A 13,347-nucleotide genomic window follows, 5' to 3' on the forward strand; every position below is an offset into this window, starting at 1 on the left:
ATCTCGTCGATCACGCCGATGATCTGGCCGATCTGCTGCGACGACTTCTCGATCCGTTCCATGGCGGCAACCGCATTGCGGACAACCTGGGCCGACTGGTCGGCCCGGGTGCGGGCGTCGCGGACGACGTCGCGGGCTTCGGCGGTGCGCTTCGAGGTCGAAACGACGTTGGCGGTGATCTCTTCCAGAGCCGCCGCTGTTTCCTCCAGCGATGCGGCCTGCTGTTCCGTGCGCTTGGACAGGTTGTCCGAAGCGTCGGAGATTTCTCTCGAACCACTGGTAACGGTGGAAACCGAGCTTCCGACGCTCAAAAGCGCATCGCGCAGCTGGCGGACCGACGTGTTGAAGTCGTGGCGCAGTCCTTCGAACTGCGGCGCAAGCGCTTCGTCGACCTCGCAAAGCATGTCTCCGGCGGCAAGCCGCCGCAGGTTTGCGGCAAGGGCGCCTGTCGCCTGGGTGAGACGTGCTTCCGCTTCCGCTTCCGTCTGCTGCTGCAGTTCGAGACGCTCGGCCTCCGAGCGGCGGCGCGTGCTTTCGGCCTCCGATTCGAGCTGGCGGTTGCGAATGGCCGCCTGGCGGAAAATCTCGACTGAGCGCGCCATCTCGCCGATGCCGTCCTTGCGGTCCGCATAGGGGATTGCGTCGTCCGTATTCCCCGAGGCGAGGCTTGCCATGCGATCGCCGATCTTGCGGATCGAGCCCGACAGGCTGCGGGCGATGAGAACGCTGAGCGAGATGACCGCGACGATGAAGAAGCCGAGCGATGCGAACATCACCTGCAGGCTGGATGCGGCCGAGGACGACTTGTCATCCCCAAGGCTCTTGATGTCGGCAGCCGCCTGATCGATCAAGGCGCCGGTGTATTCGCGACGCTTGTTCATCGCATTGGTCCAGGCGTCGAAATCGCCAGGAGCCGGCGTATAGCCCTTGTAGGTTTCGATACCCTTCAGCGTGTTGGTGATCAGCACGCCGTCGGCGGTCTGCCAATAGGCGTCGAACTTCGCGACGACGTCCGGAGAAGAAAGATTGCGAAACGGCTTTTCGAAGATGCGGGTCTGCTGGCGGCCCTGCATGTAGCGCGCGACTTCTTCGGGGGCGAGCGTGCCGTTCTTGCTATACTGCTGACCCATGCGGTTGATGATCGCGTAGCCGTTGTTCACCTGAACCAGCGACTGATAACCATCGAGATAACGCGCCAGCTCGCGATCTTCCGTGAGGCTCGCAACGCGGCCGATAATGTCCAGGCCCCGCTCGGAGACCGGGCTTACATATTGCGCCGAAAGAAGCTGATTGGTGTCGCCGCCATCGATCTTGGCGCGATATTCACCCATGCGCGCATAACGTTCCTCCAGCGATTTGGCGAGCTCACGCAGGCCCGGCTCGCTATAGCCATTCGCGTCGATCTGCTTGTGGAGTTCGACGACCTTCCTCTGCGCGGCGTCCAGCTTGCTGCGCGCCTCGGGGCGTTGCGCCGGCGCCACTGAGCTTTCCAGCGGAATGGCATTCATGAGATCGCCCGCGGCCAGCGCGAGCCTTTCAAGCACGACCGCACGATTGAGTTCGCGGTACTGGGCATAGGCATCCAGGCTTGAAAGCGCACCCAGCGTCATGACAGCCAGAAGCGGAATGGACGCGAGAAGCGTCAAAGACATACGGAAAGGCAAACGCTCGATCAGACGCAGCATAAATAAATCCTCGAAATGGCCCCGTCGTCATGACAGCGTATAAGGCCCGCAAATCATGGACCTTCCCCGAGGGCGAAACTGCAACGCAATCTTTGCAATTGTCTTGATTAGCTCACACAAAAAATCCCCATAAATTTGGGGGTGCGAGATTTAGCACTTATTAACCTGCCTAGAATGCAAAACCCCGGCAAAGCCGGGGTTCTAACTTAGGCAAAGCTAAAAGATATTAACGCGTCAGACGCTTGTGAGCCTGGCTGCCCGGGTTGAGAGCGTCCGGGCCGAGTCGGCGGACCTTGTCCTGCTCATAGTCCTCGAAATTGCCTTCGAACCATTCCACATGGCCGTCGCCTTCGAAGGCGAGAATATGCGTCGCCAGGCGGTCGAGGAACATGCGATCATGGCTGATGATGATGGCACAGCCGGCAAAGTTTTCCAGCGCGCTTTCGAGCGCACCCAGCGTTTCCGTATCGAGGTCGTTGGTCGGTTCGTCGAGGAGCAGAACGTTGCCGCCGGCCTTCAGCATCTTGGCAAGGTGAACGCGGTTGCGCTGGCCGCCAGAGAGATTGCCGACCTTCTGCTGCTGATCGCCGCCCTTGAAGTTGAAGGCGCCGCAATAGGCTCTGGAGTTCATGTCGAACTTGCCGAGCTTGATGATTTCGGCGCCGCCCGAGATTTCTTCCCAGACGGTCTTGTTGCCGTCGAGCGCATCGCGGCTCTGGTCGACATAACCGAGATGCACGGTGTCGCCGATGCGGATCGAACCCGCATCCGGTGTTTCCTGGCCGGTGATCATCCGGAACAGCGTCGTCTTGCCGGCGCCGTTCGGGCCGATGATGCCGACGATGCCGCCCGGCGGCAGCTTGATCGACAGGTCGTTGATCAGCGTCCGGCCTTCGAAGCCCTTGGTGATGCCTTCCATCTCGATGACCACCTGGCCGAGACGCTCGCTGACCGGGATGATGATCTGCGCGTCGCCGGGACGCTGCTTCTCGGCGGCTTCCACCAGCTGTTCGTAGGACTTGATACGCGCCTTGGACTTGGCCTGGCGCGCCTTCGGGCTGGAAGCGATCCATTCCTGTTCGCGGGAAATCGCCTTCTGGCGGCCTGCCTCTTCGCGGTTTTCCTGCTGCATGCGCTTGGCCTTGGCAAGCAGGTAGGCCGAGTAGTTGCCTTCGTAAGGAATGCCGCGGCCGCGGTCGAGCTCGAGGATCCAGCCCGTGACGTTGTCCAGGAAGTAGCGATCGTGGGTGATCATCATCACGGCGCCCGGATAGTCGCGCAGGTGCTTTTCGAGCCAGGCGATGGTCTCGGCGTCCAGATGGTTGGTCGGTTCGTCGAGCAGCAGCAGATCCGGCTGCGACAGGAGAAGGCGGCAGAGAGCCACGCGGCGGCGCTCGCCACCCGAAAGGCTGGTGACTTCCGAATCGCGCGGCGGGCAGCGCAGCGCTTCCATGGCCATCTCGACCTGGCTTTCCAGATCCCAGAGGTTCTGGCTGTCGATGACGTCCTGAAGCTTGGCGCCCTCTTCCGCGGTCTCGTCGGAATAGTTCATCATCAACTCGTTGTAGCGGTCGAGGACGGCCGTCTTCTTGGCGACGCCTTCCATGACGTTCTCGAAAACGGTCTTGGACGCATCGAGATGCGGCTCCTGCTCCAGGTAGCCGACGGTCGCGCCTTCAGCGAGCCAAGCTTCGCCGGTATATTCCTTGTCCTTGCCGGCGATGATGCGCAGCACGGTCGACTTACCGGCGCCGTTCGGGCCGAGGATACCGATCTTGGCATCCGGATAGAAAGACAGATTGACGTTCTCAAGGATTTTCTTGGCGCCGTAGGACTTGTTGAGTCCCGACATGTGATAGATGAACTGACGTGCCATGGATAAAGTGCTCCGGGGGGAATTTCGGTTTGCCGCTATGTAGGCGAATTGGGAGCCGGGAGCAATGCGCGAACAGTCGAGGGAGTGAGGATGTTCGACGAAACGAGGCGGTTTACGAGCCCGACGGGCGCAAGCCTTGCCTATCATTACCAGCCGGCGACAGAACCGGCGCACGCCATCCTGCTGATCTCGCACGGGCTTGCCGAGCATTCCAGGCGCTACAGGACGTTCGCCGAGGCGATGGCCGGCCATGGCTTCCACGTCTATGCCTTCGACCATCGCGGCCACGGCGAGACGACCGCGCCGGATGCGCCGATCGGCCGTTTCGCCCGGCACGACGGCGTCACCCTGGTGCTCGCGGACGTCAAGGCCATGCGCGACATGGCGGCGGGCACCCATCCCGGTCTGCCGGTCCTGCTCCTCGGCCATTCGATGGGCGGGCTGATCGCGCTCAACGCCGCCGTCGATCATCCCGAAAGCTTCGATGCGGTTGCGGTCTGGAACTCCAACTTCCATCCCGGCCCGGCGGGCCGCGCCGCCCAGGTGATCCTGCGCATCGAAAAAGCCTTGAAGGGCTCCGACGTGCCGAGCGGGCTTCTGCCGAAACTCACGTTTGGCGCCTGGGGGAAATCGATTGCCGGCCACCGCACCGAATTCGACTGGCTGAGCCACGACCCGGATATCGTCGACGCCTATATCGCCGATCCTCTCTGCGGCTTCGACGCCAGCGTCTCGCTCTGGCTCGACCTCTTCGAGCTGACCTTCCGCGCTCCGAAGATGATCGATCGCCTGGCGAAAACCCTGCCGATCCACCTGATCGGCGGTGCTGAAGACCCGGCAACCAACGGCGGCCGCGAAATCCTGTGGCTCTCGGAGCATTTCAAGCGCAGCGGCTTTTCGAACGTCACGACCAAGGTCTGGCCCGGCACGCGCCACGAGACGCTGAACGATACCGTGCGGTCCCGCGCCACCGCCGAGTTCGCCGCCTGGGCCCGGGCCGCCCTGCCCTTACCCGCGCCGGCAGTCTGACCGCACATCAAACGGAATGAGTTCATGACATTTAATCAAGTGCTTCCGGGGCCGGTCCCGGCTATAGGAAATCCATGAATTCGTCGCCCGCAAGCCTTGCCGCATCAGCCCCGAACCGGATCGTCAACGGTATGGGTCTGATGCTGATCGCCATGCTGATCGCCCCTTTCATCGACATCTTTTCCAAGCTTGCCACCGATACCGCATCGCCCACCTTCATCACTGCCGCCCGCTTTGTCTTTCAGGCGATCTGCATGCTGCCGATCGTGCTCTGGAACGGATACTGGCGGAGGTTTTCCTGGCGGCTCAGCGCCTTCCATGCCATCCGTGCGAGCCTCATCACGGTCTCCATGGTCTGCTTCGTGGCAACGCTTGCGGTCATGGAAGTGGCCGACGCGATTGCCATCTTCTTCGTCGAGCCGATCATCCTGACGGTGCTTTCCAGCGTCTTCCTCAAGGAGACCATCGGCTGGCGGCGTTATACCGCCTGCGCGGCCGGCTTCGTCGGCGCCATGATCGTCATCCGCCCGAGCTTCCAGGAGATCGGCTTCGTGGCGCTGCTGCCGATTGTCACCGCCTTCTGCGTGGCGATCTTCGCGATCCTGACCCGGGCGCTGGCGCATCGCGAAGATCCCTGGTCGATGCAGTTCCAGATGGCGCTCTGGGGAATTCCGATCTCCGCCATCCTGCTCTTTGTCGGCGACCGGACCGGGATCGCCTTCCTGGCGCCCTCGGTGCCGGACTGGACGACCTTGCTGTGGCTCGCGGGCGTCGGCGCCTTCGCAGCCCTGTCGGGCATCCTTGCCGTCTATGCCTATCGGGCAGCGCCGGCGTCCGTGATCGCGCCGCTGCAATATTTCGAGATCGTTTCGGCGACGCTGTTCGGCTGGCTGGTCTTCGGTGACTTCCCCGATCCGGTCAAATGGCTCGGCATTTCGATCATCATCGGATCCGGCCTCTACATCATCTGGCGGGAACGCCGCGTAGCCTCCATGAAGCCGGTAACCAGCGCCGCCAAATCAACCGTGACCCCGTGACATGACCCAGACACCCAAAAAACCGCCGCTTACCGGCATCCGCGTCATCGAGCTCGCCCGCGTGCTCGCCGGTCCCTGGGCCGGCCAGATGCTGGCGGACATGGGCGCCGATGTCATCAAGGTGGAAAATCCCGATGGTGGCGACGATACCCGCGCCTGGGGTCCCCCTTTCGTGGAAGGCAAGGACGGCGAAAACCTGTCGGCCGCCTATTACCACTCTACCAACCGCGGCAAACGCTCGATCGCCGTCGACCTGAAGACCGCGGAAGGCCAGGATATCGTCCGTCGGCTGGCTGCGACCGCCGACGTGCTGATTGAGAACTTCAAGCTCGGCGGCCTCGTCAAATACGGGCTCGACTACGAGAGCCTGAAAAAGATCAATCCGAAGCTGATCTATTGCTCGATCACCGGTTTCGGCCAGAACGGCCCCTACGCCAATCTTGCCGGCTACGACTACATTGTCCAGGGCATGTCCGGTTTCATGTCGATCACCGGAGAACCGGACGGGCAGCCGATGAAGGCGGGCGTCGCCATCGCCGACATCTTCACCGGCATCTATGCGGTGACCGCCATCCAGGGCGCGCTGATCCATGCGATGAAGACCGGCGAAGGCCAGCATGTCGACATGGCGCTGCTCGACGTTCAGGCGGGCATCCTCGCCAACCAGAACATGAACTATCTGGTTTCCGGGGAAGCGCCGGTGCGGCTCGGCAATGCCCATCCGAACATCAGCCCCTACGAGGTCGTGCCGGCCGAGGACGGTCACCTCATTCTCGCGGTCGGCAATGACGGCCAGTTCCGCCGCCTCTGCCGCATCCTCGGCATCGAACAAGTCGCCGACGACGAGCGCTTCGCCACCAACAAGGCGCGGGTCGCCAACCGCGTCGAGGTGCGGCGGCTGATTCTCGCGCAGACATCGAAATGGAAAAAGGCCGAGCTGCTGGCCGCCTGCGGCGACAATGCCGTGCCGGCCGGGCCGATCAATTCGATCGCCGAGATGTTCGACGACCCGCAGGTCAAGGAACGCGGGCTCCGAATCGACCTCGAAGCGGCCGACGGCACCGTCATCCCGGGCGTGCGCAGCCCGATTGTGCTGTCGGAAACGCCGCTCGTCTATCACCGGCCGAGCCCGGCGCTTGGCGAACATACCGCAGACGTGCTGGCGCAACTTGATCAAATCGAAAAAGAGGGGAGAGAAAAATGAACACCGTCATGAAGACCGGAGGGCAGCTCATCGTCGAGGCGCTGAAGGCGAACGGCGTCAAGCGCATCTCCTGCGTTCCGGGTGAGAGCTATCTCGCCGTGCTCGACGCCCTTTATGAAAGCGGCATCGAGGTGCTCGTCTGCCGCCAGGAAGGCGGTGCGGCGATGATGGCCGACAGCTGGGGGCGTTTGAGCGGCGAACCGGGCATCTGCATGGTGACCCGCGGCCCCGGCGCAACCAACGCCTCGGCCGGCCTGCACGTCGCCAGGCAGGATTCCATTCCGATGATCCTCTTCGTCGGCCAGATCGGCCGCGAGATGAAGGAACGGGAAGCCTTTCAGGAGGTCGAATACCGCCGCGCCTTCACCGAATTCGCCAAATGGGTCGGCGAGATCGACGACGCCCGCCGCATTCCCGAATTCGTCACCCGCGCCTTTGCGGTCGCCACCTCCGGCCGCCCCGGCCCTGTCGTGCTGACGCTGCCGGAAGACATGCTGGTCGAGGAAGTCGAAGCGCCCGCTGCCCGCGCCTATATGCCGGTCGAAAGCCATCCGGGCAAAAGCCAGATCATCGCATTCGAGACCATGCTGAAGAATGCCGAGCGTCCGATGTTCATCCTCGGCGGCACCCGCTGGAGCGAGCAGGCGGTTGCCGATTTCCAGGATTTCGCCACCCGCTTCAAGATCCCGGTCGGCTGCTCCTTCCGCCGCCAGATGCTGTTCGATCACCTGCACCCGTCCTATGCGGGCGATGTCGGCATCGGCATCAACCCCGCGCTCGCCAAAGCGGTCAAGGAGGCCGACCTGCTGGTGCTGATCGGCAGCCGCATGTCGGAAATGCCCTCCTCCAGCTACACGCTGATCGACATTCCCTACCCGAAGCAGAAGCTCGTCCATGTCTTCCCGGATCCCGAAGAACTCGGCCGCATGTACCGGCCCGATCTTCCGATCTGCGCCGCCCCTGCGGAATTCGTCGCTGCCCTGAAGGACCTCGATCCGCCGGCCGCCCCTATCTGGGCCGAAGGGAAATCGGGGCTGCACGACTCCTACCTCAAGTGGTCGACGCCGCCGGAGGCCGGCCCCGGCCCGGTCAGGATGGGGCCGATCATGCAGTGGATCGAGGAGAACGTGCCCGACGACGCGATCTTCACCAATGGCGCCGGCAATTACGCCACCTGGCTGCACCGTTTCCACCGTTTCCGCAAATACAACACCCAGTCCGCCCCGACCTCCGGTTCGATGGGTTACGGCCTGCCGGCCGCGGTAGCCGCAAAACAGCTGTTTCCGGAGCGCGAGGTCGTCTGCTTTGCCGGCGACGGGTGCTTCATGATGCACGGCCAGGAATTCATCACCGCCGTCCGCTACGGCCTGCCGATCATCACCGTGCTCGTCAACAACGGCATTTACGGCACGATCCGCATGCACCAGGAGCGGGAATATCCGGGCCGCGTCAGCGCCACCGACCTCGTCAACCCGGATTTCGTCGCCTATGCCAAGGCTTTTGGCGGGCACGGCGAACTGGTCGAGACGACGGAAGAGTTCGGTCCGGCCTATGAGCGGGCGCGAGCAAGCGGCAAGCCTTCGATCATCGAGGTCCGGCTCGACCCGGAAGCGATCACGCCGGCCAGGACGCTGACCCAGATCCGCGAAAAGGCCTGAAATAGAAAAGCCGGCCTATCAAAACGATAGGCCGGCCTTCTGATTCAATATCGCAGCGATCAGATTGCAGCGGTAACGATAAACTCGACCTTGTACTTCGGCGCAGCGAGCTTGGCTTCGCTGGTGGCGCGGGCCGGCGGGTTGGCCGGATCGATCCAGGCTTCCCATACGGCATTCATTTCGCCGAAATAGGCGATGTCCGAGAGGTAGATGATCGTCTGCAGGATCTTCGACTTGTCCGAACCGGCGGCTGCCAGCAGGCGGTCGACTTCGGAAAGCGCGTCCTTGCACTGGTCGGTGACCGATTCACCTTCGCCAACCTGGCCGGCGAGATAGACGGTGTTGCCGTGGACGACGGCGGCGCTCATGCGGGCGGCCGGCTCGATACGCTGGATGCTCATGGAATTCTCCTCAAAAAAATTGAGCTTCGGGAAAAGACCCCGCGCAAAAGGCACGAGGCCGCGGAAAATCTTCAGCCGCGCAGATGCTGGCTCTTTTCGTAGATCGCCGTCGAACGGGCGCCGGACCGGCAGAAGCCGAGCATCGGGCGCGGGAACTCGTCCAGCACATCGACCATCGCCTTGACGCCCTGCTCGTCGAGGCCCATGCGGCCGACCGGGATGTGGCTGATGTCGAGGCCAAGTTCCTTGGCGCGTGCTTCGATCTCGGCGAAATGCGGCTGGCCCGGCTCTTCGTCGTCAGGACGATGGCAGACGACCGATTTGAACCCCATGGCCTTGATCTGATCGAGATCCTCGACGGTGATCTGGCCGGTGACGGAATACTCGTCGTTGATCTGGCGGATATCCATGGCTTGAGCCCTCCGTTCTGATTGAGGCGCCAGCATTACGACGGTGCCGACCGGGCGTCAATCGGGCGACGGCCGCGGGATGCCCGGTCTCAGACGAAGCAGAAGCGCAGGCCGTATTCGACGCTTTCGCCGGGTTTGACGAAGCCGAGTTCTCCGTTTGCCAACAATTCCTGACGGCTTGCCAGGCGATGTGAAACCGGCTCTATCCCAAGCACATGCGCCGGCGCCTTCTGGTTGCGCCAGACCTGCAGATGCGCAAGCGTATCGGTCCTGAACTTCACCTTCAGCGTCAGTCCGCCGATCGCTGCGATCGGACCGAGGGCAATTTCGGCCCACGGCTCGCCCTCGACGGCCGCCGGGACGCAGAATATGCCGCCGGTCTCGCCTCCAAAGGTCCAGGGGAATCCCCCGTTGTCGAGCATCGCGCCACTCAGCCGGACCCGATCGTCGAACAGCCAGGCGCCGATATTCATGTGGTACATATGCACCCGGGCGAACGGCTTCGACCCGGTATTGGTGACCTTGTCCGACAGGCTCACCTCGCCCGTCGCCCCGTCGATCCGCCAGTGGCGTTCGAGGAGGGCCGTCTCGCCGGTCGCAAGGGTCAGCGGCACGCGGGCACGGCACTCCGCATCCGGCCCCTGCGCATCCCAGAACAGGATTTCAGCGGGGTGGGACGAGAAGGATCCGTGCAGCGGATATTTCCGGCCGTCAGAGGCGCCTTCGATCGCCTCCGGGTGACGGATATGGTCCGGCCCGCAGGTAAAGAGAAAGCCTTCGAGCGAGTGATCGATTCGCGGATCCCCGTCGTCTGGAATGGCTCGGCCCGGAGCAAGGTCCACATCGCCCACAAAACAGCCTCCGATATCGAGAACGGAGCTCTCGTCGAGGAAAATCCTCGGTCCGTTAGCGGCGGAAAAAGCCTTCATAATCATTCCCTTCACGGTTTCGTCAAAACTTCTAACCGATCGTGACGTGAATTTAACGGTGTGTTCATGACGAATTCACTTTTTCCACACTACGGTCAAATTTAACTTGTCTGTGGCGACAGGCGAACGGGCGGGAACCAATGTCCGAATTCCCGATTACGTTTAAGTAGGAAACAAGGAAGTCGGTGACATCGTGAAGCGGCTATTTTTTGCATGCGCAAGTCTGGTGATCTTGACCGCGGCACAGGGAATTCCCTCCGCCGAGGCGCAGAACCGTTACGGCCGCTACCCCTCGGAAACAATGCTCGTCGCTCCTGACGGCTCGATCCTCGACTACGTACCCGACCGCGGCGATGTCATCATCAGCCGCGACGGCATGGGGCGCCGCGTCCTCATCGACCATTTCGGCAATGTCGTCGCGACCGAGGTGCGCGGGGAAACCTATCGCCCCAGCCGGGCGCAGGAATATCCACCGGCGCCCGGCGGTTACCGGTCGCTGCGTGACACGGGCGGTTACCAGCAGGGTGCAGGCGGTTATCGCGACTACCGCGAATACCGGCCGGGTGAACCCGGCGCGATCACCGGCGGCATCCCGGGACAGGGACCCGTAACCCGCATGCCGCTCGACGAGGGCCTCCCCGACGCTGATCTGGGCTATCCGCAAGAGGCCTCGATCGAACCGGACCAGCGGCCGGCGGAAACGCTTCTGCCGCAGAAGCCGATCATCACCGTCACCAAGAAACCGCAGGCGGAGATCGCGGCCCTTCAGGTCTTTCTCGATCGCGAAGGCATCTCGCCCGGCGTCATCGACGGCCATCTCGGCGACAACGTCAACAAGGCGATCGCCGCCTGGCAGGAAATGACCGGCGAGACGCTCGATCCCAACAATTCCGAAGACATCATGCAGCGGCTGACCTATTCGGGCGGCCTGCCGATCGTCGACTACACGATCACCCCGGCCGACGCCGCCGGTCCCTACGTCGCGTCGATCCCGGAAGACTATGCCCACAAGTCGCAGCTGCCGGCCATGTCCTATACATCCGTGACGGAAAAGCTCGCCGAGCAGTTCCACATGGACGAGAACTATCTGAAGGCGCTCAATCCCGGCGTCGATTTCACCATCCCCGGCTCGACCATCAAGGTCATCAATCCCGGCCAGCCGAAGGCTGGTCAGGTCACCCGCATTCTCGCCGACAAAGCCAGGAAGCAAGTCTTCGCTTACGGCGCAGACGGGCGCCTGATCTCCGCCTATCCGGCCACCATCGGCTCGACCGATACGCCTTCACCGACCGGAACCCATACGGTCGAACGCATAGCGCTCGATCCCGGTTACACCTACAATCCGAAGATCAATTTCAAGCAGGGCAACAACGACCAGATCCTGCAGATCCCGCCGGGTCCGAACGGCCCGGTTGGTACGGTCTGGATTGCGCTCTCGAAGCCCACCTACGGCATCCACGGCACGCCGGAACCCTCCAAGATCGGCAAGACCAACAGCCATGGCTGCATCCGCCTGACCAACTGGGATGCAAGGGAACTCGCCAAGATGGTCAAGCCCGGCACGACGGTCGAGTTCACCGAGTAAGATCCCGGAACAACACATCAGCCGTCGGCACCCGCTGCCGACGGCTTTTTGTTGCCTGACAATCTGGCTTCGGGCAAAAGAGGTCCTGGTTTTTTCCGAAAGACATGTGCATCGGCGGTGGATGGAATGGATTTCCCAACGAGACTGAAAGGCGCGCTGTCTCTCCTCCTCGGACGCGGGGACGACGGAACTGTCTGCTCCTTTTGCGGCGAGAACCGCCGCGCTGTCGAGGTGATCATCGCCGGTCCGGCAGCCACGGCGATCTGCAATCGGTGCATATTCGTCTGCAACCAGGTCATGCTTGAAAATTCCGGCCCGCCAGGTTTCCGTCGCCATGCCGAAAAAGGTCATGAGACGTCGATCGCAATACCGCTCGCCCATGACGAAGTCCTGTTGGGCGCTCCCGAACGTATCGCGCTCGAGCAAATGCTGCACGCCCTCGTCGGCTCGCTTCCGCAAAGCAGACTGATCGGCTGGAGTTATATGCACTCGGAGGATCGGTTCGACCTGCTGACGATCGAGATCCTGACCACATCCGGAATGCAGCCGAATGAAATCAGCAGCCTCGCCCAGCAGAACTGGCGTCAGATGCGCGACCGTTTCGTCGCCGCGCGCAATGTCCCGGCCAATCGGGAAGAGCCCGACCTCATCGCGATTGGAGCCGCAGCCACCCAGGCGGCCGGTGCATATGCAAAGGCGGTCGGCTCTCTCGAACCGACCGCCTACTAGCAAATCCTGGGATCAATAGAACTCGGCCTGGATCAGGCGGCGTAGCGTCCCAATCCGAAGAGGCGCGACGCGGCGGAGCGGGTGATCTTGACGGGCATGAGACGCATGACTTCCTGTGCGTAGGACCGGGCGTTTTCCTTTGCCTTGTCGATATTGCTGACCTTGGCTGGATCAAGTGTGTGGAGCGTTCCGCCGGTCTCGAAGAGTTCCTTGAAGGCGATTCGTTCGCCGATCGGCGTATCGAGCACATGCACGCCGCGGGCAGCCAGAAGACCCTTGATGGTCAGCAGCGCCTTGGTCGTGACCATGGACGTCACCCGCGTCAGCACCACCGAATGCGGGATCACCAGGCCGGCCTTCTCCTTCATGTAGGACAGCAGGTCGAGGATCTGCGCCGCCCCCTTCGCGTCCATGGCCGAACCCTGGACGGGGATCATCACGTGATCGGAAAGGCCGATCGCCGTGGTGACCAGCGCATCACGGGCGCCGGCCAGGTCAATGATGAAATAGTCGGTGCGCGATGCCATTTCCCGGAGATGACATTGCAGCGATGCGAGTGTGACTTCCGATACCACGTCGATGTTGCGCACCGCGCCGGAGGTCTCGAACCATTGGCTGATCCAGCGCTGCGGATCGGCATCGATGACGGTGACGCGAAAACCCTGATGGGCAAGTTCAGTCGCGAGCAGGAGCGCAGCGGTTGTTTTTCCGGCTCCACCCTTGGCATTGGCAAAGGAAATTACTGGCATTTTCGGTCCTCGAACAAGTCTTGAGCCACATCGCTCACGAGGACACCGGGAAGCA

12 protein-coding genes are annotated in these 13,347 nt (G+C 62.3%); 6 read left to right on the forward strand and 6 right to left on the reverse strand.

All coding sequences use genetic code 11. The annotated features are described in order from the left end of the window. Both GQ59_RS16485 and ettA read right to left on the reverse strand, forming a co-directional pair. On the reverse strand, positions 1-1,685 hold a 1,685-nt coding region (locus GQ59_RS16485; RefSeq protein ID WP_037083202.1), incomplete at its 3' end, for a methyl-accepting chemotaxis protein. A 226-nt stretch (positions 1,686-1,911) separates the two neighbouring features. Beyond that, positions 1,912-3,561, reverse strand: a complete 1,650-nt coding sequence (gene ettA / locus GQ59_RS16490; RefSeq protein WP_037083204.1) for an energy-dependent translational throttle protein EttA — start codon at positions 3,559-3,561, stop codon at positions 1,912-1,914. 90 nt (positions 3,562-3,651) lie between these two features. Here ettA and GQ59_RS16495 point away from each other — a divergent pair, with 90 nt between their 5' ends. The 4 genes from GQ59_RS16495 (at position 3,652) to GQ59_RS16510 (ending at position 8,489) form a co-directional block, all read left to right on the forward strand. Continuing rightward, on the forward strand, positions 3,652-4,590 hold the full coding sequence (locus GQ59_RS16495; protein WP_037083206.1) for an alpha/beta fold hydrolase: 939 nt from the start codon (positions 3,652-3,654) through the stop codon (positions 4,588-4,590). Positions 4,591-4,664: 74 nt separating this feature from the next. Continuing rightward, positions 4,665-5,627, forward strand: a complete 963-nt coding sequence (locus GQ59_RS16500; RefSeq protein WP_037083207.1) for a DMT family transporter — start codon at positions 4,665-4,667, stop codon at positions 5,625-5,627. Position 5,628: 1 nt separating this feature from the next. Further along, positions 5,629-6,831 (forward strand): succinate--glutarate CoA-transferase, encoded by a 1,203-nt coding sequence (caiB, locus tag GQ59_RS16505; protein ID WP_037083210.1) that lies wholly within the window; start codon positions 5,629-5,631, stop codon positions 6,829-6,831. After that, positions 6,828-8,489: a thiamine pyrophosphate-binding protein gene (locus GQ59_RS16510; protein WP_037083213.1), complete on the forward strand. Its 1,662-nt coding sequence runs from the start codon at positions 6,828-6,830 to the stop codon at positions 8,487-8,489. Before caiB ends, GQ59_RS16510 begins: the two co-directional genes overlap by 4 nt. A 59-nt stretch (positions 8,490-8,548) precedes the next feature. On the opposite strand, the gene GQ59_RS16515 is transcribed toward GQ59_RS16510, so the two are convergent. The 3 genes from GQ59_RS16515 to GQ59_RS16525 form a co-directional block, all read right to left on the reverse strand. Continuing rightward, the gene (locus GQ59_RS16515) at positions 8,549-8,890 is read right to left on the reverse strand and encodes a RidA family protein (RefSeq protein ID WP_037083215.1); all 342 of its coding nucleotides are present in this window, start codon (positions 8,888-8,890) and stop codon (positions 8,549-8,551) included. A 71-nt stretch (positions 8,891-8,961) separates the two neighbouring features. Beyond that, the gene (locus tag GQ59_RS16520) at positions 8,962-9,300 is read right to left on the reverse strand and encodes a protein tyrosine phosphatase family protein (protein ID WP_037083218.1); all 339 of its coding nucleotides are present in this window, start codon (positions 9,298-9,300) and stop codon (positions 8,962-8,964) included. Between the two features lie 89 nt (positions 9,301-9,389). Next, positions 9,390-10,229 (reverse strand): DUF4432 family protein, encoded by an 840-nt coding sequence (locus GQ59_RS16525; protein WP_037083221.1) that lies wholly within the window; start codon positions 10,227-10,229, stop codon positions 9,390-9,392. A gap of 193 nt (positions 10,230-10,422) precedes the next feature. Here GQ59_RS16525 and GQ59_RS16530 point away from each other — a divergent pair, with 193 nt between their 5' ends. Both GQ59_RS16530 and GQ59_RS16535 read left to right on the forward strand, forming a co-directional pair. Beyond that, positions 10,423-11,814 (forward strand): L,D-transpeptidase, encoded by a 1,392-nt coding sequence (locus tag GQ59_RS16530; RefSeq protein ID WP_432762591.1) that lies wholly within the window; start codon positions 10,423-10,425, stop codon positions 11,812-11,814. A gap of 126 nt (positions 11,815-11,940) precedes the next feature. Next, on the forward strand, positions 11,941-12,543 hold the full coding sequence (locus GQ59_RS16535) for a ClpX C4-type zinc finger protein (RefSeq protein ID WP_037083225.1): 603 nt from the start codon (positions 11,941-11,943) through the stop codon (positions 12,541-12,543). 32 nt (positions 12,544-12,575) lie between these two features. On the opposite strand, the gene GQ59_RS16540 is transcribed toward GQ59_RS16535, so the two are convergent. Next, complete coding sequence (locus tag GQ59_RS16540) at positions 12,576-13,292, reverse strand: ParA family protein (protein WP_037083226.1); 717 nt, start codon at positions 13,290-13,292, stop codon at positions 12,576-12,578. Positions 13,293-13,347 lie beyond the last annotated feature (55 nt).

It is taken from the genome of Neorhizobium vignae, from assembly GCF_000732195.1.
Taxonomy (GTDB): Bacteria; Pseudomonadota; Alphaproteobacteria; order Rhizobiales; family Rhizobiaceae; genus Neorhizobium; species Neorhizobium vignae.